This window comes from Streptomyces sp. NPDC005533, from assembly GCF_042871845.1.
Lineage (GTDB): Bacteria > Actinomycetota > Actinomycetes > Streptomycetales > Streptomycetaceae > Streptomyces.
Window position 1 is genome coordinate 1 of sequence record NZ_JBIAJH010000063.1, and the last position, 23,256, is coordinate 23,256.

A 23,256-nucleotide genomic window follows, 5' to 3' on the forward strand; every position below is an offset into this window, starting at 1 on the left:
CCGACTGGAACGACCAACCCAGGCCCTTCGTCTGGACAAAGACAGCCGACGAGATCCTCGACAGAGTCGCCGCCTACTGCCACCGAATCTCTGACCCAGGTCACTAGGCCGTCTCTTCCGGATCTTGCCTAGCCCGCCGGCAAGATCCGAAAGAGACGACCTAGAGCAGCCGGTCCTGGAGCGGCTGGCCGGACTCGAAGGCCAGCAGCCGGACCTTGCGGTCGAGGCCGCCGCCGTAGCCGGTCATGCCGCCCGAGGCGCCGATCACCCGGTGGCACGGCACGATGATGCCGACCGGGTTCTTGCCGTTGGCCAGACCCACCGCGCGCGAGGCGTTCGGCTTGCCCAGCCTCGCCGCGAGCTCCCCGTACGACCAGGTCTCGCCGTACGGGATCCGTACGAGCTGCTCCCAGACGCTGCGCTGGAAATCCGTGCCCTCCAGCCGGAGCGGCAGGTCGAACTCGGTGCGCTCCCCGGCGAAGTACGCGGCCAGCTGGCGCACCACTTCGGGGAAGGGCTCCTCGGTGGCGGCCACCCGCTCCCCGAAGGACTCCTCGGCCGGCCGGTGCCGCTGCTCCGTCATGTAGAGGCCGCTGAGGACGCCGTCCGTGGCGACCAGGGTGAGCGGGCCGTAGGGGCTGTCGACGACGGCGTGCTGCTTGCCGCTGATCACGGTGTCTCGCATGGTGTGCTCCTCAGACGGGCAGGTGGTTGATCGGGTGGGCGTCGGTGGCCCACAGGTACTGGACGGCGTACGCCCGCCAGGGCCGCCAGGCGGCCGCGCGGGCGGTCAGCGCCGCCGGGCCGGCCGGCAACCCGAGCCCCCGCGCCGCCCGCCGCACCCCCAGGTCCGACGCCAGGAACGCGTCCGGGTCGCCGAGCGCCCGCATCGCGATGATCTCGGTGGTCCACGGGCCGAAGCCGGGCAGCGCCGAGAGCTGCGCCCGCGCCGCATCCCAGTCGCTGTCGAAGCCCAACGGCAGCGAACCGTCCGCGAGCGCCGAGACCAGGGTGGTCAGCGTCGTGCGGCGGCTGCGCGGCAGGGCCAGGGCCTCCGGATCCAGGGCGGCGAGCGCCTGCGGGGAGGGGAAGAGGTGCGTCAGCCCGCCCAGGGGGTCCTCGACGCGCTCGCCGTACGCGGTCACCAGCCGGGCCGCGTGCGTGCGCGCCGCCGCGGTGGAGACCTGCTGGCCCAGGACCGCCCGTACGGCGAACTCCTGCGCGTCGACCGTACGGGGGACCCGGCGCCCGGGGGCCTTGTCCACGAGCGGGGCCAGCAGCGGGTCGCAGCGCAGCTGCTCGTCGACCGCCTCCGGGTCGGCGTCCAGGTCGAGCATCCACCGGCAGCGGCTGATGGCGATGGTGAGGTCGCGCAGGTCGGTCAGGGCGAGGCGGCAGCCGATGTGGTCGGGCTGCGGGGTCAGGGCGACGACCCCGGTGCCGTGGGGGAGGCGAAGGGTGCGGCGGTAGGCGCCGTCACGCCACTCCTCGACGCCGGGGACGGCGGTCGCGGCGAGGTGCCCGAAGAGGTTGTCGGGGTTCAGGGGAGCCCGGAACGGCAACCGCAGGCTGATCGTCCCCGGGATCCTCGGCGGGTCGTTCTTGTGGCGGCCGGCCTTCACGGCCCGCTCCCGCAGATCGCTGGGGGACAGGGCGAAGACCTCGCGGACGGTGTCGTTGAAGGTGCGGATGGAGGAGAAGCCGGCCGCGAAGGCCACGTCGCCCATGGGCAGCTCGGAGGTCTCGATGAGCAGCCGGGCGGTCTGCGCGCGCTGCGCCCTGGCGAGGGCGAGCGGGCCGGCCCCGAGCTCGGCGTTGAGCTGCCGCTCCACCTGGCGGGTGGAGTACCCGAGCCTCGTCGCGAGCCCCGGTACGCCCTCCCGGTCGACGACCCCGTCCTGGATCAGCCGCATCGCGCGTGCGACGGCGTCGGCCCGTGCGTTCCACTCGGGCGAGCCGGGGCTGGTGTCGGGCCGGCACCGCTTGCAGGCCCGGAACCCCGCCTGCTGACAGGCGGCGGCGCTGGGCAGGAAGGTCATGTTCTCGACCTTCGGCGGCACGGCGGGGCAGCTGGGCCGGCAGTAGATCCGGGTGGTCAGCACGGCGGTGAAGAACCAGCCGTCGAAGCGGGCGTCCTTCGACTGCACGGCCCTCACGCAGCGCTCGGTATCGGTGTGCATGGCTCCAGGATCCGGGGCGAAGACGCCTGCGGCTGGCGGTTTTCCGACATCAAGGCTACGCCGTGCGGGCGGGGGCGGGCGGGGGCGGATCCGGCGGGGGGGGGGGGGGGGGGGGGGGGGGGGGGACCGGGGGGGGGGGGGGGGGTCGTCCGGGGTAGGCATGATTTATGGCCCCACGGCGGAAGCGACAAAGTGCGGGGCGGGCCGGGCCACAAATCACGTTTTACACCGGACGACCCCCGCCCCACCACCGGACCCACCCCCGCCCTCAGGTACGTCTCCGGTGCGCGGGGCGGCGAGAGGGGTCGGCGGCGGGGCGGGGAGTGTCCGGGGTGTAAAACGTGATTTGTGGCCCGTATGCCCCGTTCTCTTTCATTCCGCTCGGGGGCCATAAATCATGCCTACCCCGGACGCTCCCCGCCCCGCCGCCGACCCCAGCCACGGCCCCGGCCCCGGCCCCGGGAAACGGCAGAGGGCCCCGGATGCCATCGGCATCCGGGGCCCTCTTTCACAGCCGAGCTCAGCGCAGCGTCGCGGCGCGGGCCTCGCGGCGGTTGTGGCGGAACGTGTTCGCCCGGCGGGTCGTCGCGAACAGCGGAATGGTCGCCGCCATCGCGATCTGCAGGGCGCAGCCGGTCTGGAGCAGCAGCTGACCGCCCGGGGCGTCGAACGCCCAGGCCGCCAGCAGCCCCATCGCGCTGATGATCCAGCACAGCATCGCCACGGCGAGAACGCCCCGCGGCTTCGGGTACTCGACCCGGCTCACCATCAGCCAGGCCACCCCGATGATCGCCAGCAGGGTCGGCACGAACGGCAGCTCCAGCAGCACGATCGAGACGACCGTGAGCGCGCCGAAGGGGCTCGGCATGCCCTGGAACATGCCGTCCTTCATCGTCACGCAGCTGAATCTGGCGAGTCGCAGCACCACAGCGAGCAGCACCACGATCGCGGCCAGCGCCGACATCTTCTGGTGCGCGTCCACGGCGACCATGCCGTAGACGAGCACGAAGTAGGCCGGAGCCAGGCCGAAGCTGATCAGGTCGGAGAGGTTGTCCAGCTCGGCCCCCATCGGCGAGCTGCGCAGCTTGCGGGCCACGATGCCGTCGAAGAGGTCGAAGACCGCGGCGAGCAGCATCAGTATCACTGCCGTCGCGGCGCTGTTGCGGGCCATGCCCGACTCGCCACTGCCGGTGAGGTGCGGGATGAGGATCCCGGTGGTGGTGAAGTACACCGCCATGAATCCGCACGTCGCGTTGCCGAGCGTGAGGGTGTCCGCTATCGACAGCCGCAGCGAGAGCGGCATGTCGTCCTCGGCGGACTCCTCCTCGGCAGGCTCGGGCACCCAGCCGGCGGCCGGAGTCTCAGGGTCAGTCACGGTCAATTCGTGTCACCCCCGCGGTGGTGGCCTGACCGACCTCGACCGCGACCTCGACACCCTCCGGGAGGTAGATGTCGACGCGGGACCCGAAGCGGATCAGACCGATGCGTTCGCCCTGCTCCACCTTGGTGCCGGCCGGCAGGTACGGGACGATGCGACGGGCGACGGCGCCGGCGATCTGCACCATCTCGATGTCGCCGAGCTCGGTGTCGAAGTGCCAGACAACGCGCTCGTTGTTCTCGCTCTCCTTGTTGAACGCCGGGACGAATCCGCCGGGGATGTGCTCCACGGACGTCACCGTGCCCGCGAGGGGCGCGCGGTTGACGTGGACGTTCAGCGGGCTCATGAAGATCGCGACCCGGGTCCGTCCGTCCTTCCACGGCATGATGCTCTGCACCACACCGTCGGCGGGGGAGATGACACGGCCCTGAGCGATCTCACGCTCGGGGTCGCGGAAGAACCACAGCATGCCCGCGGCGAGCGCGGTGGCGGGCACGGCCGCCGCGGCCCAGCGTCCGGACTTGCGGGCCCGGGTGAGGCTGAGCGCCGCGGTGGCGACGGTCGGCAGAAGCCACGGCGATGCTCCGCGCGCGAGGCGTACGCCAAGGAGGCTGTCGCGAGGTGCAGAGGTTTGGCTGTGGGGCATGGATGACCTTCGTAGCGGGTGATTGCCGCGCCGCAAACAGGGGGACGGGACGGCGGCTTTACTGGAATGCTATCGGTTGCACGCAACAACTGGGCAAGCCAGAAGCCGAGTCGATGACCGTCGGCCAGTGACTGGCAGTGACCCTTTCGCGACGAACCCATGGATGATTCGCCGCAAAAGGGACTTTCAGCCCTGGAGTCGGTACTCCTCGAGCAGGCGTCGCCCAATGATCATTTTCTGGATTTCGGCGGTACCTTCACCGATGAGCAGCATCGGAGCCTCCCGGTAGAGACGCTCGATCTCGTACTCCTTCGAGAACCCGTATCCGCCGTGAATGCGGAAGGCGTCCTCGACCACCTCCTTGCAGTACTCGGAGGCGAGGTACTTCGCCATCCCTGCTTCGAGGTCGTTTCGTTCCCCGGAGTCCTTTTTGCGTGCTGCGTTGACCATCATCGCATGGGCGGCTTCGACCTTGGTAGCCATCTCGGCCAGCTTGAACTGAATGGCCTGGTGCTCGGCGATCGCCTTGCCGAAAGTGTGACGTTGCTGGGCATAAGAGACACCCAGTTCGAAAGCACGCTGAGCGACGCCACAGCCACGCGCCGCCACGTTCACGCGGCCGACCTCGACCCCGTCCATCATTTGGTAAAACCCTCGGCCCGTCTGGCCTCCGAGGACCCGATTGGCCGGAATGCGCAGTCCGTCCATGATGAGCTCGGTCGTGTCGACGCCCTTGTAGCCCATCTTGTCGATCTTGCCCGGGATGGTCAGACCGGGACGGACCTCGCCGAAGCCCGGCTCCTTCTCGACGAGGAAGGTCGTCATCGACTTGTGGGGAGCCGTGCCCTCGGGGTGGCCTTCGTCACTTCGGACGAGAACGGCGACCAGGGTGGAGCTGCCGCCGTTCGTCAGCCACATCTTCTGGCCGTTCAGGACGTACTCGTCGCCGTCCTTCACCGCCTTCGACGAGATGGCCGACACATCGGAGCCCAGCGCCGGCTCGGACATGGAGAACGCGCCGCGCACCTCGCCCAGCGCCATCCGGGGAAGGAAGTGGTCCTTCTGCTCCTGGGTGCCGTGCTGCTTGAGCATGTACGCCACGATGAAGTGGGTGTTGATGATGCCCGAGACGGACATCCAGCCCCGCGCGATCTCCTCGACGCACAGGGCGTACGTGAGAAGGGACTCACCCAGGCCGCCGTACTCCTCCGGGATCATCAGGCCGAAGAGGCCGAGCTCCTTGAGCCCGTCGACGATCTGCTGCGGGTACTCGTCGCGGTGCTCCAGCTCGGTCGCGACCGGGATGATCTCCTTGTCGACGAACTCCCGGACGGTCTTCAGGATCTCCCGCTGGACGTCCGTGAGCCCGGCGGTCTGGGCGAGTCGGGCCATGGCTACTTCTCCTGGGTCTTCAGCTGGGGGCGGCCGGGCTGCTCGCCGCCGCGCTCCTTGATGTACGTCTCGGTCGGGACCATCACCTTGCGCCGGAAGACGCAGACGAGGGTGCCGTCCTGCTTGTAGCCCTTGGTCTCGACGTAGACGATGCCGCGGTCGTTCTTCGACTTCGAGGGCGTCTTGTCGAGGACCGTGGTCTCGCCGTAGATGGTGTCGCCGTGGAAGGTCGGCGCCACGTGCCGCAGCGACTCGATCTCCAGGTTGGCGATGGCCTTCCCGGAGACGTCCGGCACGGACATGCCGAGCAGCAGCGAGTAGATGTAGTTGCCCACGACCACGTTCTTGCCGAAGTCGGTGGTGTTCTCGGCGTAATTGCTGTCCATGTGGAGCGGGTGGTGGTTCATGGTCAGCAGGCAGAAGAGGTGGTCGTCGTACTCGGTGACGGTCTTTCCGGGCCAGTGCTTGTAGACCGCCCCGACCTCGAACTCCTCGTAGGTGCGTCCGAACTGCATGGTGCTCAGGCCTCCGGGATCTCGAACTTGCTGGTGCGCTGCATGCCCGCCGCGCGGCCCTTGCCCGCGATGACCAGGGCCATCTTGCGGCTGGCCTCGTCGATCATCTCGTCGCCGAGCATCGCGGAGCCCTTCTTGCCGCCGGCCTCCGAGGTGCACCAGTCGTACGCGTCGAGGATCAGCTCGGCGTGGTCGTAGTCCTCCTGGGAGGGGGAGAAGACCTCGTTGGCCGCGTCGACCTGGCCCGGATGCAGCACCCACTTGCCGTCGAAGCCCAGCGCCGCCGCCCGGCCGGCCACCTCGCGGTAGGCGTCCACGTCGCGGATCTGGAGGAAGGGGCCGTCGATCGCCTGCAGGTTGTGCATGCGGGCCGCCATCAGGATCCGCATCAGGATGTAGTGGTAGGCGTCCGCGCCGTACCCGGGCGGCTGCATGCCCACGACCAGCGACTTCATGTTGATGGAGGCCATGAAGTCGGCCGGGCCGAAGATGATGGTCTCCAGCCGGGGCGAGGCGGCGGCGATCTCGTCGACGTTCACCAGGCCCTTGGCGTTCTCGATCTGCGCCTCGATGCCGATCTTGCCGACCTCGAAGCCCATGGTCTTCTCGATCTGCGTCAGCAGCAGGTCCAGGGCCACGACCTGCTGGGCGTCCTGCACCTTCGGCAGCATGATGCAGTCGAGGTTCTGGCCGGCGCCCTCGACCACCGTGATGACGTCGCGGTACGTCCAGTGCGTGGTCCAGTCGTTGACGCGCACGACCCGGGTCTTGCCCGTCCAGTCGCCGTTGTTCAGCGCGTCCACGATCGTGTGGCGGGCGCCTTCCTTGGCGAGCGGCGCGCAGGCGTCCTCCAGGTCCAGGAAGACCTGGTCGGCCGGCAGGCCCTGGGCCTTCTCCAGGAACCGCGGGTTCGAGCCGGGCACCGCGAGGCAGGAGCGGCGCGGGCGGAGACGGTTCACCGGGTGGACAGGCGTGGTCATGCGGGGACCTCCGTGCTTGCAAGGTGTGCGGTGTCGTGAAGGGGGTCGAGCTTGTTCGCTTTGCGGATCTCGTCGACGATACGTCCGATGATCTCCGTGATGCCGAAGTCCTTCGGGGTGAAGACGGCGGCGACGCCGGCCGCCTTCAGCGCCACGGCGTCCGCGTTGGGAATGATGCCGCCGACGATGACGGGGATGTCACCCGCCCCCGCCAGGCGCAGCCGCTCCAGGACGTCCGGGACGAGGGCGCTGTGCGAACCGGACAGGATGGACAGTCCCACGCAGTGCACGTCCTCGGCCAGCGCCGCGGAGGAGATCTCCTCCGGGGTCAGCCTGATGCCCTGGTAGACCACCTCGAAGCCCGCGTCGCGGGCCCGGACGGCGATCTGCTCGGCGCCGTTGGAGTGCCCGTCCAGGCCCGGCTTGCCGACCAGCAGGCGCAGTCGGCCCGAGCCGAGCTCGTCGGCCGTACGGGCCACCTTCGCGCGGACCTCGTGCATCGGGGTGCCGGGCTCGGCGGTGACGGCGACGGGAGCCGAGGAGACCCCGGTCGGGGCGCGGAACTCGCCGAACACCTCGCGCAGCGCGCTCGACCACTCGCCCGTGGTGACACCGGCCCGGGCGCACTCCAGGGTGGCCTCCATCAGGTTCTCGGTGCCGGCGGCGGCCTCCTTGAGGCGCTCCAGGGCCTGCTGGGTGGTGGGGAAGACGAAGGGATCGCCGTTCCCCTGCCGGTCCGAGGACTCCTGACGCTCCGCCCGCCAGCGGACGATGCGCTCGACGGTGAGCGCCTCCACCGCCGGGTCGACCGTCATGATGGCGCCGTCCAGGTCGGCCGTGAGCGGGTTCTCCTCGGTCTGCTGGAAGCAGTTGACACCGACGATCTTGTCCTCGCCGGCCTCGATCCGTGCCCGCCGCTCGGCGTGCGAGGAGACCAGCTCGCCCTTGAGGTACCCGGACTCGACGGCGGCCATGGCGCCGCCCATCTCCTGGATCCGGTCGATCTCGGCCAGGCAGTCGGCGACCAGGGAGTCGACTTTGGCCTCGATGACGTGGGATCCGGCGAAGATGTCCTCGTACTCCAGCAGGTCGCTCTCGTGGGCGAGGACCTGCTGGATGCGCAGCGACCACTGCTGGTCCCAGGGCCGGGGCAGGCCCAGCGCCTCGTTCCAGGCGGGCAGCTGCACGGCACGGGCGCGGGCGTCCTTGGAGAGGGTGACCGCGAGCATCTCCAGCACGATGCGCTGGACGTTGTTCTCCGGCTGCGCCTCGGTCAGACCGAGCGAGTTGACCTGGACGCCGTACCGGAAGCGGCGCTGCTTGGCGTTCTCGATGCCGTAGCGCTCACGGGTGACCTGGTCCCAGATGCGGCCGAAGGCGCGCATCTTGCACATCTCCTCGATGAAGCGGACGCCCGCGTTCACGAAGAAGGAGATGCGGGCGACGACCTCGCCGAAGCGCTCCTCGGGCACCTGGCCCGAGTCGCGCACCGAGTCGAGGACCGCGATCGCCGTGGACATGGCGTACGAGATCTCCTGGACCGGGGTGGCCCCGGCCTCCTGGAGGTGGTACGAGCAGATGTTGATCGGGTTCCACTTGGGGATGTGGTTGACCGTGTACGCGATCATGTCCGTCGTCAGGCGGAGGGACGGCCCCGGCGGGAAGACGTGCGTCCCGCGGGAGAGGTACTCCTTGACGATGTCGTTCTGTGTGGTGCCCTGGAGCTGGGAGACGTCCGCTCCCTGCTCCTCGGCGGCCACCTGGTAGAGCGCCAGCAGCCACATGGCGGTGGCGTTGATCGTCATCGAGGTGTTCATCTGCTCCAGGGGTATGTCCTGGAACAGCCGTCGCATGTCGCCCAGATGGGAGACCGGGACCCCGACCCGGCCGACCTCGCCGCGGGCGAGGATGTGGTCGGGGTCGTAGCCGGTCTGGGTCGGCAGGTCGAAGGCGACCGACAGACCCGTCTGGCCCTTGGCGAGGTTGCGGCGGTACAGCTCGTTGGACGCCTCGGCCGTGGAGTGGCCGGCGTACGTCCGCATGAGCCACGGACGGTCCTTCTGGCGCTCTGTCATCTCAGGCGATCCTTATGGCCTTTGAGCCGACTCAGACGTTGCGGAAGCGGTTGATCGCGTCGAGGTGCTTGGCGCGCATCTCGTGGTCACGGACGCCGAGGCCCTCCTCGGGGGCCAGCGCGAGGACGCCGACCTTGCCCTGGTGGAGGTTGCGGTGGACGTCGTAGGCGGCCTGTCCGGTGTCCTCCAGGGAGTAGACCTTCGACAGGGTGGGGTGGATCTTGCCCTTCGCGATCAGGCGGTTGGCCTCCCATGCCTCGCGGTAGTTCGCGAAGTGCGAGCCGATGATCCGCTTGAGGGACATCCACAGGTAGCGGTTGTCGTACTCGTGCATGTAGCCCGAGGTCGAGGCACAGGTGGTGATCGTGCCGCCCTTGCGGGTGACGTAGACCGAGGCGCCGAAGGTCTCGCGGCCGGGGTGCTCGAAGACGATGTCGATGTCCTCCCCGCCGGTCAGCTCGCGGATGCGCTTGCCGAAGCGCTTCCACTCCTTCGGGTCCTGGGTGTGCTCGTCCTTCCAGAACTTGTAGCCCTCGGCGTTGCGGTCGATGACCGCGGTCGCGCCCATGGCCCGGCAGATGTCGGCCTTCTCGGGGGAGGAGACCACGCAGATCGGGTTGGCGCCGCCGGCGAGGGCGAACTGGGTGGCGTACGAGCCGAGGCCGCCGCTGGCGCCCCAGATCAGGACGTTGTCGCCCTGCTTCATGCCGGCGCCGTTGCGGGAGACCAGCTGGCGGTAGGCGGTGGAGTTGACCAGGCCGGGGGAGGCGGCCTCCTCCCAGCTGAGGTGGTCGGGCTTGGGCATCAGCTGGTTCGACTTGACCAGGGCGATCTCCGCCAGGCCGCCGAAGTTGGTCTCGAAGCCCCAGATGCGCTGCTCGGGGTCGAGCATCGTGTCGTTGTGGCCGTCGGAGGACTCCAGCTCGACCGAGAGGCAGTGCGCGACGACCTCGTCGCCCGGCTTCCAGGCGTTGACGCCGGGGCCGGTGCGCAGCACGACGCCCGCGAGGTCGGAGCCGATGACGTGGTACGGCAGGTCGTGGCGCTTGGTGAGCTCCGACAGGCGCCCGTAGCGCTCCAGGAAGCTGAAGGTGGACACCGGCTCGAAGATCGAGGTCCACACCGAGTTGTAGTTGACCGACGAGGCCATGACGGCCACGAGGGCCTCGCCCGGGCCCAGTTCCGGCACGGGGACGTTGTCCAGGTGAATGGACTTGCGCGGGTCCTTCTCGCGCGTCGTCAGCCCCGCGAACATCTCCGCCTCGTCCTTGTGCACGGTGATCGCACGGTACGAGTCGGGCAGCGGCAGGGCTGCGAAGTCTGCGGCGGTGGCGGACTGCGACTGAATCGCGTCCAGGATGTCCTTCACGGTAGAGCCTCCGGCGTAGCGCTGATGAGGGGCGCTTGAGGTAATCGGGGTGCGTGGAGCGGGTGGCGTGCCGTCGGTCCGGCTGGTGCGGTGGTGCGGGCGACGCCCGTGGTGGGGGGCGTGCGGGGCCTGGTGACGCAGGCATCCGGGGCGCGTTCCGTGCGGTGTGGGCACGGGTCGCGGGGACATCCGGACGAGATTCAACGTATGGCACCCCGTGTCACCCGGCAAGGCACCGCGTGCCAAAACTTTCTCTCATTTGCCGATTGACCTGCACCGATGAGCGATGATCGATCAGAGTTACCGGCGAGTAGGGGCAAGCCGGACATACTCCGGACACAAAAAAGCGGCCGCCCCCGAAACGGGGGCGGCCGCTGTGACGAGCGTCGCCACGGGTGTCGCTACTTGTTGCGCAGGGCCTCTTCAATGGTCCGCATGACCTCGTCCAGCGGAGCGTCCGTGCGGGCCACCGCGACCAGCACCTCGCCCTCCGTACGCACCGCCGCGGGCGCGGCCGGCGCGGTGCTCAGGGTGCGGCCGGCGCCGATCCCCGTCCCGAAGGTCTTCCGGACGATCGAGAAGGCGTGGTCCAGCTGCGCCTCCACGTCCCCCTGGCCGCCCGCCCGCAGCCAGCGCCGCAGCACGTGGTTGTGGGCGGTGACCACCGCGGAGGCGGCCACCTCGGCCAGCAGCGGATCGTCGTTGCCGTCGTGGTGGTCGGTCTCGTCGAAATGCGCCAGGAGGTAGCGGGTGAAGAGCCGCTCGTACCGGGCCACCGAGGCGATCTCCCGCTCCCGCAGCGCCGGCACCTCGCGCGTCAGCCGGTAGCGCTCCACCGACACCGCGGGCGAGGCGGCGTACATCTTCATGACTTCCTTGATCCCGCGGCACACCGTGTCGAGCGGGTGCTCGTGCGCCGGCGCCACGTCCAGGACGGCCTCGGCGCGGGTCAGGGTGTCGTCGTGGTCCGGGAAGATCGCCTCTTCCTTGGACCGGAAGTGCCGGAAGAAGGTCCGGCGCGCCACCCCGGCGGTCGCGGCGATCTCGTCGACCGTCGTCGCCTCGTACCCCTTGGTCGCGAAGAGCTCCATGGCCGCGGCGGCGAGCTCGCGGCGCATCTTGAGCCGCTGTGCGGCCGCCTTGGTGCCGGCCGCGCTCTCCGGGGTGTCGGAGGCCGTGGCGGCGCGGGGCGAGGTCTTGGCGGGCTGGGACATAGAGCGAAAGTACTTCATTCGAGCAGGGGAGCGCGCCTGCGGGGGGTGCGGGAGGGGTGGATGCGGGGGAGAGCCCGCACTGGGCTCGGGAGGGTCAGTCCGCCGTGAGGGTCCGGCGGACCCGAGCAGCCCTCCCCACGCATCCGGCTCGTGGCCCGACCGGTTACCGGCGGGCGTACTCACGGAATCCGCGGCCGGTCTTCCGGCCCAGGCAGCCCGCCGCCACCAGGTGCTCCAGGAGCGGGGAAGGGGCCAGGCCGGGGTCGCGGAACTCCTTGTGGAGGACCTTCTCGATGGCCAGCGAGACGTCGAGGCCGACCACGTCGAGGAGCTCGAACGGCCCCATCGGGTAGCCGCCGCCCAGCTTCATCGCCGCGTCGATCTCGTCTATGCCGGCGTAGTGCTGCTCGACCATCTTGATGGCGTTGTTGAGGTACGGGAAGAGCAGCGCGTTCACGATGAAGCCGGCCCGGTCCCCGCAGTCCACCGGGTGCTTGCGCACCTTCACGCAGATCTCGCGGACCGTGGCGTGCACGTCGTCGGCGGTCAGGACGGTCCGGACCACCTCGACCAGCTTCATCGCCGGCGCCGGGTTGAAGAAGTGCATGCCGATCACGTCCTGCGGGCGCGAGGTCACGCGGGCCACCGCGATCACCGGCAGCGAGGAGGTGGTGGTGGCGAGCACCGCACCCGGCTTGCAGACCTTGTCCAGGGTGGCGAACAGCTCCTGCTTGACCGCCAGGTCCTCGGCGACGGCCTCCACGGCCAGGTCCACCTCGGTGAAGGCGTCCAGCGATCCGGCCGGGGCGATCCGGTCCAGGGTCCGGTCCGCGGCCTCCTGCGTCAGCCGGCCCTTGGACACCGCACGGCCCAAGGACTTGCCGATGGCGGCCTTCGCCGCGTCCGCCTTCTCCTGGCTGCGGGCGGCCAGCACCACGTCGTACCCGGCCTGGGCGAAGACCTGGGCGATGCCGCTCGCCATGGTGCCGGAGCCGGCCACGCCGACCGAGGTCACCGGACGGCCACTGCCGAGCAGGGAGCCGTCCGGCGGGGTCTGGAGGTCCCGGGCGACGGTGGAGCTGCCGGCCGCCTCGTACGTGTAGAAGCCGCGGCCCGACTTCTGCCCGGTCAGGCCCGCCTCGGCGAGCTGCCCCAGGATCGGGGCCGGGGCGTGCAGCCGGTCGCCGGAGGAGGCGTACATGGCCTCCAGGACGGTCCGGGCGGTGTCCACGCCGATCAGGTCGAGCAGCGCGAGCGGGCCCATGGGCAGACCGCAGCCGAGCCGCATCGCCGCGTCGATGTCCTCGCGGGACGCGTACTTCGCCTCGTACATGGCGGCGGCCTGGTTGAGGTAGCCGAAGAGCAGGCCGTCGGCGACGAAGCCGGGGCGGTCGCCGACCGCGACGGGCTCCTTGCCGAGGACGCGGGCCAGCTCGGTGACCGCGTCCACGGCCGTCGGCGCGGTGAGGACGCAGGAGACGACCTCGACCAGCTTCATCGCCGGCGCCGGGTTGAAGAAGTGCAGGCCCAGCACCCGCTCGGGGCGCTGGGACTCGGCGGCGAGCCGGGTCACCGAGAGGGCGTTGGTGCCCGTGGCCAGGATGGTGTCGGGGCGCACGATCGCGTCGAGCTCGCGGAACACCTGCTGCTTGACCTCGTACGACTCCGGCACGACCTCGATCACGAGGTCGGCCTCGGCGGCGGCGGCCAGGTCGGTGAAGGTGCGGAAGCGGGTGAGCACGTCCGCCCGCTCCTGCTCGGTGAGGCGCTCCCGGGTGACGGAGCGCGCGGTGGCCGAGGCGAGCGAGGCGGCGGCGCGGCGGGCGGCGCCCTCGCTGACGTCGATGCCGATGACCTCGCGGCCGGCCCGGGCGAGGACCTCGGCGATGCCGGTGCCCATCGTGCCGAGGCCGACGACGGCGATGGTCTGGAGGGTGGGGTGACTGGACTGACGGTCCATCGAGGGACTCCAGTGGAAGAGGGTGACGACTGAGAGGGGCGCGCGCCGCACAGCGCGCGCTGGTGCCGGCCGGAGAGCCGTGCGGAGACCCGTGGGGGAAGCCGTTACGGAATGCCGTGCGCAAGCGGTGGAGTGCAGAACCCCGAGGGAGCGGGCCCACGGGAGAAGCCCGGCGGGAGGCCCCTGAGGGAGGGGGCCCGGAGGGCGGAACCGGCACGACCCTGTCCCGGGGTCACGCCGTGCGAAGAACGAACCGACCGACACGAGGCGGCTGCGTCACCAGGCCGCCCTCGTACGTGTTGCGTTATGAGGACAGTAACTCGTCGGTAACTGGTGCGCCATAGCGCGGAGATGTGACCTGTACCGCCCAAATGTACCGATCATCGATCATCGATCAACCGGCGCCCGCCGATCTCCCCGAACCCGGCGTGGCGGCCGCCGCCCCGGCCTAGGGTGGCCGCGTGAACGACGTGCTGGAGCGCCTGCGGGCGGAGGCGGGGCAGTCCCCCGAGTACGAGGTCCTGCTCGCGGCCGGCGCCGACGACCTGGCGGCCTCCCTGACCACCGCCGGACTGCCCCTGTGGGCCCGCGAACTGGCCGCGTACCGGCTCGGGCTCGCCGGCGACCGCCGGGCCTTCGAGTCCCTCGTCCTGCTGCTCAACCACCGCGACCCGGCCCGCTGCGCGGCCGCCGCCGAGGCGCTGGCCGTCCTCGACGACCCGCGCACCGCCCGTGCCGCGGCGGCCCTCGCCACCAACGGGCTGCGCACGGCCTACGCGCTCCAGCCCGTCCGGCTGCTCACCGCGCTGCGCGCCCCCGAGTCCGTACCGGCCCTGCTGACCACCCTGTCGCGACTGCTGTCCCCGAACGACCCCTACTGGCGGGTGGCCCTGGCGTGCGTGGAGGGGCTCGGCGCCCTCGCCGACCCCCGCGCACGCGACGTCCTCACCCGCGCCCAGTCCCATCCCCGCCTCGCGGTGGCGGCGACGGCCGCACTGCGCGCGCTCGCCTGATCAGCCCCGGAAGCCGAGCAGGCCGTGCAGGGCCGCGCCGCCCGCCGAGGGCGCGACCGCGCGCGTCGCCGCGGCCGGCTTCGGGGCCGCCTGGGCGGCGCAGGTGGCGTCCGCCGCCTGCCCCGTCCTCAGGTACGCCGACACCTTGTCGTCGAGGCACTTGTTGCCGCTGAGCGCGATGCCGTGGTTGCCGCCCCCCTCCTCGACGACCAGCGCCGAACCCTTCAGCTTGTCCCGCATGCTGAGCGCACCCGCGAACGGGGTCGCCGCGTCCTCCGTCGCCTGGAGGAGGAGGGCGGGCGGCAGGTCCGCGTTGGTCACGTCCGGGGCCTGCAGCGGCTCCGTCGGCCAGAACGCGCACGGAGCGTTGTACCAGGCGTTGTTCCAGGTCATGAACGGCGCCTTGGCGTGCGTGGCCCACATGTCCGCGCGCCACTGGTTCCAGTCCCGCGGCCAGGCCGAGTCGCGGCACTGCACCGCCGTGTAGACGCTGTAGCCGTTGCCCGCGGAGGGCTCCACCGCGCCGAACCGCTCGTACGCCGCCACCAGCGGCTTCGGGTCCTGCTTCAGGGCGTACGCCGCGAAGGCCTCGGCCAGGTTCGGCCAGTAGCCGTTGAAGTAGCCGCCCGGCATGAAGGTGTCCTCCAGCTCGGCCGCGCCCACCTTGCCGCCCGCCGGGGTCTCCCGTACCGCCCCGCGCATCTCGTACCAGCGCTCCTCGACCGCCGCCGGGTCGGTGCCGAGCCCGTAGGCGGAGTCGTGCGCGGCCACCCAGGCCAGGAACGCCTTGTGCCGGGTGTCGAAGGCCTGGTCCTGGGCCAGGTTGTCCTCGTACCAGACCCCGCCCGGATCGACCACGGAGTCCAGGACGAGCCGGTGCACCCGGCCCGGGTGGAGCTTGGCGTACACGGCGCCCAGATAGGTGCCGTACGAGTACCCGAAGTAGCTGATCCGCTCCGCCCCGAGGGCGCCGCGCAGCGCCTCGATGTCCTGCGCCGCCGCGACGGTGCCGATGTACGGCAGCACGTCGGCGTGCTTGGCCCGGCAGGACTCGGCGAAGGTCCGCACGCGGTCCAGGTTGGCCTGCTCGGTCGCCTCGTCGACGGGTACGGAGTCCGGCCGGACGGGGGCGAAGTGGCCGGCCGCGCAGTCGAGGACGGGCTCGCTCTTGCCGACGCCCCGCGGGTCGAAGCCGATCACGTCGTACTGTGCGGCGACGTCCTTGGGGAGGGCGGAGGCGATGAACCCGGCCAGGCTGCGGCCGCTGCCGCCCGGGCCGCCCGGGTTGACCAGCAGCGGCCCCTGGGAGGTGGCGGCGGTGTGGGGGACCCGGGTCAGCGCGAGCGAGATCTGGCGTCCGCCGGGCCGGGTGTGGTCGAGGGGGACCTTGAGGGAGGCGCACTGCAGGGTGGGGTACCGCGGGGTCGCGCAGCCGGTCCACCGCAGCGCGGCGGCCTGCTGGGCCGCGGGGGCCGCGGTGACCGGGCTCGCGAGGGCGGCGGCGACCGTGGCGATCGACAGCAGGACAGCGGCGCGCTTCTTCAAGGGGTGCAGCATGGGGCCTCCCAGCCGAGGGTTCTGGGCGGAATCGTCCCGGAAACCACGCCTGGAAGACGGGATCTGGCTGCTTATTGGCCCGATGTGATGAGCCTTCAGCGGCCGTCCGAGGTCACAGCAGCGTGAGCTGGGTGGCCCCGGCGGGCGCCTCCTCGGCCGGGCGCTCGGGGGTGACGGGCCGGCGGGCCCCGCCGCGCCGGGACGGTCCGATGCCGAATTCGGCCGCGAGTTCGTGGACTTGGCGGGTGATCCGGCGCTGGTACCAGGTGGGGGCGTACGAGCCGCCCGCGTACATCCGCTCGTAGCGCTCCACGAGGTGCGGGTGGTGCTCGCCGAGCCAGGCCGTGAACCACTCGCGGGCGCCGGGGCGCAGATGGAGTACCAGGGGTGTCACGGAGGTCGCCCCGGACTCGGCGATGGCGCGGACGGTCGCCCGCAGCTGCTCGGGACGGTCCCCGAGGAAGGGGATGACCGGGGCCATCAGCACCCCGCACTCGATGCCGGCGTCGGTGAGGGTCCGTACGGCGCCCAGCCGGGCGGCGGGGGAGGGCGTGCCGGGCTCGACGGTCCGCCACAGCGAGGTGTCGGTGAAGCCGACGGAGACGGAGATCCCCACCTCGGTGAGGGCGGCGGCCTCCTGGAGGAGCGGGAGGTCGCGCAGGATCAGCGTGCCCTTGGTGAGGATGGAGAAGGGGTTGGCGTGGTCGCGCAGGGCCTCGATGATGCCGGGCATCAGCCGGTAGCGGCCCTCGGCGCGCTGGTAGCAGTCGACGTTGGTGCCCATGGCGATGTGCGCGCCGCTCCAGCGGGGCGAGCCGAGCTCGCGGCGCAGCAGCTCGGGGGCGTTGGTCTTGACGACGATCTGCGAGTCGAAGCCGAGTCCGGTGTCGAGGTCGAGGTAGCTGTGCGTCTTGCGGGCGAAGCAGTACACGCAGGCGTGGCTGCACCCGCGGTAGGGGTTGACGGTCCATTCGAACGGCATGCGCGAGGCGCCGGGCACCCGGTTGACGATGGACCGGGCCCGCACCTCGTGGAAGGTGATCCCGCGGAATTCGGGGGTGTCGAAGGTACGCGTCACGACGGCGTCGGCCCCGAAGAGCGCGGCGGGCCCCGTGGCGCCCTCGGTCAGGTTGTCCCAGCGCATGAGCGCCTCCCTCGGTAGCTCTGACCCGAGAATAGAACAAACGTTCCCATGATCGTGCGGTGAGGGAACCGTGCTGGTCAGCGGGCCGGACGGGGGGCGACTCTGCACGGCACGGCGCGATACGGACTGACGGTGTGCCTCCCGGGCGAGGCCCGGCACCGGCTGGAGGAGGCGGCCGCCGAGGCGATGGAGCCCCTCCGCACGGAGGGGGACCGGCCCTGCTCGGACGACTTGTGGACCGGGACCACTGGCGGATCGCCGGAGGGGCCGCCGGATGGGGGCACCGCGTCCTGCCGGAGTACGGGGAGACCCCCAGCTCGTCCACGACCAGCCGCTGGGGGACGGCACCCGGGAACCGAGCCGCCCCGGCCGGTGCGCGGGCGGACCGCGCGGACTCCTCGTCGTGTCCGAGCCGCGCGAGCGCGCCGCGCGGCTCGCCGGCGTCGTCCGCGACGGCCGGCACGAGCTGCGGCGCACCCGCCCGCCCGGCCGACCGTGGGAGGAGTTCGAACCGGTCCGACCGCCGGGGATGGATCCGCACGCGTACGCCGAGCGGTACCGGGCGTCCCATGCCGTCTACCTCGCCCAGACCCCCGCCGCCGGGTCGGCGAGCGCACCCGGGAGGAGTTCGTCGCACGCGAGGCCGGGCGGGCCACCGGACCGTACAACCTCCTCACCCTCGACGGCTGGTGGTGGGAGGAGGAGTGCCGGCCCGTCCACGGAGCCTGCGACGACCCCGCGATCTGCCCGCACACCCCGCCGGCCGCCCCCGGTCCCCTGGGCACCGCGGCCCACCTCGCGGGGCTGCCGGACGACACCCTGCTCGTGTACGTCCGCTGCCACGTCCGACCCGGATTTGGGCCACCGCCCCGGAGGTGGTTGGCTTCGCCGTGACGAGCGGACACAACTGCTGGAGGAACAGGCATGGCGCAGGTCGAGGCCACCACGGAGCGCATCATCGGAGCCGACGCGGAGACGGTCTTCGACACGCTGGCGGACTACAGCGGAACCCGGCAGAAGCTGCTGCCCGAGCACTTCAGCGAGTACGAGGTGCGCGAGGGCGGCGACGGTGAGGGCACCCTCGTCCACTGGAAGCTCCAGGCCACCAGCAAGCGCGTGCGCGACTGCCTGCTGGAGGTCACCGAGCCCACCGACGGACAGCTCGTGGAGAAGGACCGCAACTCCTCCATGGTCACCACCTGGGTGGTCACCCCGGCCGGCGAGGGCAAGTCCAAGGCCGTCGTCACCACCGTGTGGAACGGCGCCGGCGGCATCGGCGGCTTCTTCGAGCGCACCTTCGCACCCAAGGGCCTCGCCCGCATCTACGACACCCTGCTGGCCAACCTCGCCGCCGAAGTCGAGGCCTGAGCGCGGCCGTTGCCGGTGGGGCCGGGTCGCGGCCTCACCGGATCGGGTGAACTGAACGGGCCCCCGGCAGCCGGGCGTGGCCCCGGGCCGGGGAAGGGCGCGGCGGTTACTGTGGGGCCCTGCGCATCCGACCGCACGGGGGCCCGATGAAGATCCTCATCTCCGCCGACATGGAAGGCGCCACGGGCGTCACCTGGCCCGCCGACGTGCTGCCCGGCACCCCGCAGTGGGAACGCTGCCGGTCCATGTTCACCTCCGACGTGAACGCCGCCGTGCTCGGCTTCCACGACGGCGGCGCCGACCAAGTCGTCATCAACGAGGCGCACTGGACCATGCGCAACCTGCTGCTGGAGCGGCTCGACGCCCGCGCGGAGATGCTCACCGGCCGCCACAAGAGCCTCTCCATGGTCGAGGGGGTCCAGCACGGCGACGTCGACGGCATCGCCTTCGTCGGCTACCACACCGGCGCCGGCACCGAGGGCGTCCTCGCCCACACCTACCTCGCCAACTCCATCACAGGGGTCTGGGTCAACGGCGTCCGCGCCAGCGAGGGGCTGCTCAACGCGCACGTCGTCGCCGAGTACGGCGTTCCCGTCGTCCTCGTCACCGGCGACGACCTGACCTGCGTCGACGCCGCAGGCTACGCCCCCGACGCGGTCACCGTCGCGGTCAAGGACCACGTCTCGCGCTACGCCGCCGTCTGCCGGACCCCCGCCCGCACCGCCGCCGACATCCGGGCCGCGGCCAAGGAGGCCGCCGCCCTCGCCGTGCGCCACGAGCCGGTCCGCGGCGGCCCGTTCACTATGGAGCTGGAGTTCGACGCCGAGCACCTGGCCATGACCGCGACGGTGGTCCCGGGCGTGGAGCAGTGCGGGGAACGCAGGGTCGCGTACACCAGCGAGACGATGTACGAGGGGATCCGCGCCTTCAAGGCGGTCACGACGGTCGTCTCGGCGGCCGTGGAGGAGCAGTATGGCTGACATGCACGCAATCAATGACGGGCCGCGCGCGGAGGCCGTCGGCGCCGTGGACGAAGCGGCCCTCGACGAGGCCGTCGCGTTCACCTCGGACCTCATCCGCATCGACACCACCAACCGGGGCGGCGGCGACTGCCGTGAGCGCCCCGCCGCCGAATACGTCGCCGAGCGGCTCGCGGCGGCCGGCCTGGAGCCGGTCCTGCTGGAGCGCACCCCGGGCCGCACCAACGTCGTCGCCCGGATCGAGGGCACCGATCCCGGCGCCGAGGCCCTCCTCGTCCACGGCCACCTCGACGTCGTCCCCGCCGAGGCCGCCGACTGGAGCGTGGACCCCTTCTCCGGCGAGATCCGCGACGGCGTGGTGTGGGGCCGCGGCGCCGTCGACATGAAGAACACGGACGCGATGGTGCTGGCCGTCGTACGGGCCTGGGCGCGCGCGGGCGTGAAGCCGCGGCGGGACATCGTGATCGCCTACACCGCCGACGAGGAGGACAGCGCCGTCGACGGGTCGGGCTTCCTCGCGGACCGGCACCCGGACCTCTTCGAGGGCTGCACGGAGGGCATCAGCGAGTCCGGCGCCTTCACCGTGCACACCGGCGCCGGCGGCCCGGTCCTCTATCCCATCGCCGCCGGCGAACGGGGCACGGCCTGGCTGAAGCTGACCGCGCGCGGCACCGCCGGACACGGCTCCAAGCCCAACAAGGCCAACGCCGTCAGCCGGCTCGCCGCCGCCGTGGCCCGGATCGGCGAGTACGAGTGGCCGGTCCGGCTCACCGACACCGTGACCGCCTGCATCACCGAACTCGCCGCCCTCCAGGACCTGTCGGTCGACCCGCGCCGGCCCGGCTTCGACCTCGACACGGTCCTCGGCAAGCTCGGCCCGGCCGCCGCCCTGGTCGAGGCGACCGTGCGCAACAGCGCCAACCCGACGATGCTGAGCGCCGGTTACAAGCTCAACGTGATCCCCGAGCACGCCACCGCCTACGTCGACGGGCGGATGCTGCCGGGCGGCGAGGAGGAGTTCACCGCCACCTTGAACGAGCTGACCGGCCCCGACGTGCACTGGGAGTTCCACCACCGGGAGGTGCCGCTCCAGGCCCCGGTGGACGGGCGGACGTACGCGATCCTGCGCGAGTCCGTCGAGCGGTTCGACCCGGACGGGCACGTGGTGCCCTTCTGCATGGCGGGCGGCACCGACGCCAAGCAGTTCTCGCGCCTCGGCATCACCGGCTACGGCTTCTCCCCGCTGAAGCTGCCGCCCGGCTTCGACTACTGGGCCCTCTTCCACGGCGTGGACGAGCGGGTCCCCGTCGAAGCCCTGCACTTCGGTGTCCGCGTACTCGACCACGCGCTGCGGTCCCTGTGAGCGGGGCCCGGTGATGGCGGCGCCGACCCGGCCCTACGGGAGCTGGCCCTCGCCCATCGACGCCGCGCTGGCCGCCGCGCTCGACGGGCGGCCCGAGTACGTCGGCACGGTCGGTCCCGAGGTGTGGTGGACCGAGCCCCGGCCGCGGGAGGCCGGCCGCCGCACCCTCGTCCGCCGCCGACTCGTCGACGGGGAAGCCGAGTTCACCGAGCTGCCTGCGCCGTGGAACGTACGCAGCCGGGTCACCGAGTACGGCGGGCAGCCCTGGGCCGGCGTCGAACGGCCTGCCGGCGGCCCCCTGTTGGTCTTCGTCCACTTCGCCGACCAGCGGTTGTACGCCTACGAGCCGGACGCGCCGGGCGAGGCCGCACCACGCCCCCTCACCCCCCTGTCCGGGACCGGCGGGGGACTGCGCTGGGCCGACCCGGTGCTGCGCGGCGGCGAGGTCTGGTGCGTGCTGGAGGAGTTCACCGGGCCCGCCCCGACCGACGTGCGCCGGGTGCTGGCCGCCGTGCCGCTCGACGGATCGGCGGCGGAAGACCGCTCTGCGGTCAGGGAGTTGACCGACGACCGGCACCGGTTCACCACCGGGCCCCGGCTCTCCCCGGACGGCCGGCACGCGGCCTGGCTGGTCTGGGACCATCCCCGGATGCCGTGGGACGGCACCGAGCTGAAACTGGCCGAGATCACCGCGGACGCCACGCTGACCGGGGTCCGGACCGTGCTCGGCGGCCCCGAGGAGTCCGTGGCCCAGGTGGACTGGACGGCCGGCGGAACCCTCCTCGCCGTGAGCGACCGCGGCGGCTGGTGGAACCCGTACCGGGTGGACCCCGAGACGGGCGGAGCCGTCAACCTGTGCCCCAGGGAAGAGGAGTTCGGCGGCCCGCTGTGGAAACCCGGACTGCGCTGGCTCGCCCCGCTGCCCGACGGCGCCACCCGGGCCGCGGGCGCCGGGGGAGGGCTCCTCGCCGTCCTGCACGGCCAGGGCTCCCCGGTACTCGGCATCCTGGACGCCGACAGCGGCGACCTCGTCGACGCGGCCGGGCCGTGGACGGCCTGGCAGCCGACGCTCGCCGTGCACGGCACCCGGGTCTACGGCGTCGCCGCCAGCCCGCGCAGCGCGTACGAGGTGGTCGAGCTGGACACCGCGACCGGGCACGCGCGGGTGATCGGCGCGCAGGGCGTGGACCCGGTGGACCCGGCCTACTACCCAGAACCGCAGAGCCGCACCTTCGTCGGCCCGGACAACCGCCAGATCCACACGCACGTCTACCCGCCGCACCACCCGGCCTGCCGGGCCCCCGCCGACGAACTGCCCCCGTACGTGGTGTGGGCGCACGGCGGCCCCACCGACCACGTGCCACCCGTACTCGACCTGCACATCGCGTACTTCACCTCCCGCGGCATCGGCGTGGCCGAGGTCAACTACGGCGGGTCCACCGGCTACGGCCGCGCCTACCGGGAGCGGCTGCGCGGGCAGTGGGGCGTGGTCGACGTGGAGGACTGCGCGGCGGTCGCCCGGGCGCTGGCCGCCGAGGGCACCGCCGACCCGGCCCGGCTCGCCATCCGCGGCGCCAGCGCCGGCGGCTGGACGGCGGCGGCCTCGCTGGCCGCCACCGACCTGTACGCCTGCGCCGCGATCATCTACCCGGTGCTGGACCTGCTGGGCTTCGCGGAGGAGACCCACGACCTGGAGTCCCGCTACGTCGAGAGCCTCGCCGGGCCGCCGCAGACCCTCGCCGTGCTCTGCCGCGAGCGCTCGCCGGTGGCCCGCGCCGACCGCATCACAGCGCCGTTCGTGCTGCTCCAGGGCCTGGACGACGCGGTCTGCCCGCCGGCCCAGGCGGAGCGCTTCCTCGCGGCCCTGCGGGGCCGGCCGGTGCCGCACGCGTACGTGGCCTTCCCGGGCGAGGGCCACGGCTTCCGCCGGGCGGACACCATGATCCGGGCACTGGAGGCCGAACTGTCGCTGTACGCACAGGCCTTCGGAATCGCCCGGACCGACGTCCCCCACCTGCCACTGGAGCCCTAGTGACCTGAGTCAGAGATTCGGTGGCAGTAGGCGGCGACTCTGTCGAGGATCTCGTCGGCTGTCTTTGTCCAGACGAAGGGCCTGGGTTGG

General features: G+C 71.6%; 18 protein-coding genes. 5 read left to right on the forward strand and 13 right to left on the reverse strand.

Annotation, left to right across the window (positions count from 1 at the left end):
- Positions 1 to 160: 160 nt before the first annotated feature.
- The 11 genes from ACFYP3_RS34255 to ACFYP3_RS34305 all read right to left on the reverse strand — a co-directional run bounded on the left by ACFYP3_RS34255 (position 161) and on the right by ACFYP3_RS34305 (position 13,709).
- Entirely contained in the window at positions 161 to 685 is a 525-nt protein-coding gene (locus ACFYP3_RS34255; RefSeq protein WP_388841439.1) for a methylated-DNA--[protein]-cysteine S-methyltransferase, read from the reverse strand.
- A gap of 10 nt (positions 686 to 695) precedes the next feature.
- Positions 696 to 2,180: an AlkA N-terminal domain-containing protein gene (locus ACFYP3_RS34260; protein WP_388841442.1), complete on the reverse strand. Its 1,485-nt coding sequence runs from the start codon at positions 2,178 to 2,180 to the stop codon at positions 696 to 698.
- A gap of 520 nt (positions 2,181 to 2,700) precedes the next feature.
- Entirely contained in the window at positions 2,701 to 3,561 is an 861-nt protein-coding gene (gene pssA / locus ACFYP3_RS34265) for a CDP-diacylglycerol--serine O-phosphatidyltransferase (protein ID WP_199808112.1), read from the reverse strand.
- Entirely contained in the window at positions 3,548 to 4,204 is a 657-nt protein-coding gene (locus ACFYP3_RS34270) for a phosphatidylserine decarboxylase (RefSeq protein ID WP_030010161.1), read from the reverse strand. The genes pssA and ACFYP3_RS34270 overlap by 14 nt, the downstream gene beginning before the upstream one ends.
- A 186-nt stretch (positions 4,205 to 4,390) precedes the next feature.
- Positions 4,391 to 5,596 (reverse strand): acyl-CoA dehydrogenase family protein, encoded by a 1,206-nt coding sequence (locus ACFYP3_RS34275; protein ID WP_030027413.1) that lies wholly within the window; start codon positions 5,594 to 5,596, stop codon positions 4,391 to 4,393.
- Between the two features lie 2 nt (positions 5,597 to 5,598).
- Positions 5,599 to 6,111 (reverse strand): MaoC family dehydratase, encoded by a 513-nt coding sequence (locus ACFYP3_RS34280; protein WP_030715386.1) that lies wholly within the window; start codon positions 6,109 to 6,111, stop codon positions 5,599 to 5,601.
- 5 nt (positions 6,112 to 6,116) lie between these two features.
- Complete coding sequence (locus ACFYP3_RS34285) at positions 6,117 to 7,091, reverse strand: CoA ester lyase (protein ID WP_249768874.1); 975 nt, start codon at positions 7,089 to 7,091, stop codon at positions 6,117 to 6,119.
- Entirely contained in the window at positions 7,088 to 9,166 is a 2,079-nt protein-coding gene (locus ACFYP3_RS34290) for a protein meaA (RefSeq protein WP_388841448.1), read from the reverse strand. Before ACFYP3_RS34290 ends, ACFYP3_RS34285 begins: the two co-directional genes overlap by 4 nt.
- 31 nt (positions 9,167 to 9,197) lie before the next feature.
- On the reverse strand, positions 9,198 to 10,535 hold the full coding sequence (gene ccrA / locus ACFYP3_RS34295; RefSeq protein WP_388841451.1) for a crotonyl-CoA carboxylase/reductase: 1,338 nt from the start codon (positions 10,533 to 10,535) through the stop codon (positions 9,198 to 9,200).
- Positions 10,536 to 10,936: 401 nt separating this feature from the next.
- The gene (locus tag ACFYP3_RS34300) at positions 10,937 to 11,749 is read right to left on the reverse strand and encodes a TetR family transcriptional regulator (RefSeq protein ID WP_388841454.1); all 813 of its coding nucleotides are present in this window, start codon (positions 11,747 to 11,749) and stop codon (positions 10,937 to 10,939) included.
- A gap of 163 nt (positions 11,750 to 11,912) precedes the next feature.
- Positions 11,913 to 13,709 carry a 3-hydroxyacyl-CoA dehydrogenase family protein gene (locus ACFYP3_RS34305; RefSeq protein WP_388841457.1) on the reverse strand — a complete coding sequence of 599 codons (1,797 nt, stop codon included), beginning with the start codon at positions 13,707 to 13,709 and terminating at the stop codon, positions 11,913 to 11,915.
- A gap of 461 nt (positions 13,710 to 14,170) precedes the next feature.
- On the opposite strand from ACFYP3_RS34305, the gene ACFYP3_RS34310 reads away from it, so the two are divergent.
- Positions 14,171 to 14,722, forward strand: coding sequence for an adenylosuccinate lyase (locus ACFYP3_RS34310; RefSeq protein WP_388841460.1), 552 nt, complete (start codon positions 14,171 to 14,173; stop codon positions 14,720 to 14,722).
- Here ACFYP3_RS34310 and ACFYP3_RS34315 read toward each other — a convergent pair whose 3' ends face one another.
- Positions 14,723 to 16,279 (reverse strand): alpha/beta hydrolase, encoded by a 1,557-nt coding sequence (locus tag ACFYP3_RS34315; protein ID WP_388841463.1) that lies wholly within the window; start codon positions 16,277 to 16,279, stop codon positions 14,723 to 14,725.
- Between the two features lie 112 nt (positions 16,280 to 16,391).
- Complete coding sequence (locus tag ACFYP3_RS34320; RefSeq protein WP_388841466.1) at positions 16,392 to 17,423, reverse strand: Rv2578c family radical SAM protein; 1,032 nt, start codon at positions 17,421 to 17,423, stop codon at positions 16,392 to 16,394.
- A gap of 924 nt (positions 17,424 to 18,347) precedes the next feature.
- Here ACFYP3_RS34320 and ACFYP3_RS34325 point away from each other — a divergent pair.
- The 4 genes from ACFYP3_RS34325 to ACFYP3_RS34340 all read left to right on the forward strand — a co-directional run bounded on the left by ACFYP3_RS34325 (position 18,348) and on the right by ACFYP3_RS34340 (position 23,166).
- A complete protein-coding gene (locus ACFYP3_RS34325; RefSeq protein WP_030715419.1) occupies positions 18,348 to 18,791 on the forward strand; it encodes an SRPBCC family protein in 444 nt (147 codons plus the stop codon).
- 146 nt (positions 18,792 to 18,937) lie between these two features.
- Complete coding sequence (locus ACFYP3_RS34330) at positions 18,938 to 19,771, forward strand: M55 family metallopeptidase (protein ID WP_388841469.1); 834 nt, start codon at positions 18,938 to 18,940, stop codon at positions 19,769 to 19,771.
- A gap of 1 nt (position 19,772) precedes the next feature.
- Positions 19,773 to 21,134, forward strand: coding sequence for a M20/M25/M40 family metallo-hydrolase (locus ACFYP3_RS34335; protein ID WP_388841472.1), 1,362 nt, complete (start codon positions 19,773 to 19,775; stop codon positions 21,132 to 21,134).
- Between the two features lie 13 nt (positions 21,135 to 21,147).
- Entirely contained in the window at positions 21,148 to 23,166 is a 2,019-nt protein-coding gene (locus ACFYP3_RS34340; protein WP_388841475.1) for a prolyl oligopeptidase family serine peptidase, read from the forward strand.
- Positions 23,167 to 23,256: the final 90 nt, after the last annotated feature.

Coding starts and splice junctions, on each gene's coding strand:
- ACFYP3_RS34290 (WP_388841448.1), bottom strand. CDS start 9,166: ATGACAGAGCGCCAGAAGGACCGTCCGTGGCTCATGCGGACGTACGCC.
- ACFYP3_RS34315 (WP_388841463.1), bottom strand. CDS start 16,279: ATGCTGCACCCCTTGAAGAAGCGCGCCGCTGTCCTGCTGTCGATCGCC.
- ACFYP3_RS34280 (WP_030715386.1), bottom strand. CDS start 6,111: ATGCAGTTCGGACGCACCTACGAGGAGTTCGAGGTCGGGGCGGTCTAC.
- ACFYP3_RS34330 (WP_388841469.1), top strand. CDS start 18,938: ATGAAGATCCTCATCTCCGCCGACATGGAAGGCGCCACGGGCGTCACC.
- ACFYP3_RS34275 (WP_030027413.1), bottom strand. CDS start 5,596: ATGGCCCGACTCGCCCAGACCGCCGGGCTCACGGACGTCCAGCGGGAG.
- ACFYP3_RS34305 (WP_388841457.1), bottom strand. CDS start 13,709: ATGGACCGTCAGTCCAGTCACCCCACCCTCCAGACCATCGCCGTCGTC.
- ACFYP3_RS34300 (WP_388841454.1), bottom strand. CDS start 11,749: ATGTCCCAGCCCGCCAAGACCTCGCCCCGCGCCGCCACGGCCTCCGAC.
- ACFYP3_RS34335 (WP_388841472.1), top strand. CDS start 19,773: ATGCACGCAATCAATGACGGGCCGCGCGCGGAGGCCGTCGGCGCCGTG.
- ACFYP3_RS34325 (WP_030715419.1), top strand. CDS start 18,348: ATGGCGCAGGTCGAGGCCACCACGGAGCGCATCATCGGAGCCGACGCG.
- ACFYP3_RS34320 (WP_388841466.1), bottom strand. CDS start 17,423: ATGCGCTGGGACAACCTGACCGAGGGCGCCACGGGGCCCGCCGCGCTC.
- ACFYP3_RS34270 (WP_030010161.1), bottom strand. CDS start 4,204: ATGCCCCACAGCCAAACCTCTGCACCTCGCGACAGCCTCCTTGGCGTA.
- ACFYP3_RS34340 (WP_388841475.1), top strand. CDS start 21,148: ATGGCGGCGCCGACCCGGCCCTACGGGAGCTGGCCCTCGCCCATCGAC.
- ACFYP3_RS34255 (WP_388841439.1), bottom strand. CDS start 685: ATGCGAGACACCGTGATCAGCGGCAAGCAGCACGCCGTCGTCGACAGC.
- ACFYP3_RS34285 (WP_249768874.1), bottom strand. CDS start 7,091: ATGACCACGCCTGTCCACCCGGTGAACCGTCTCCGCCCGCGCCGCTCC.
- ACFYP3_RS34260 (WP_388841442.1), bottom strand. CDS start 2,180: ATGCACACCGATACCGAGCGCTGCGTGAGGGCCGTGCAGTCGAAGGAC.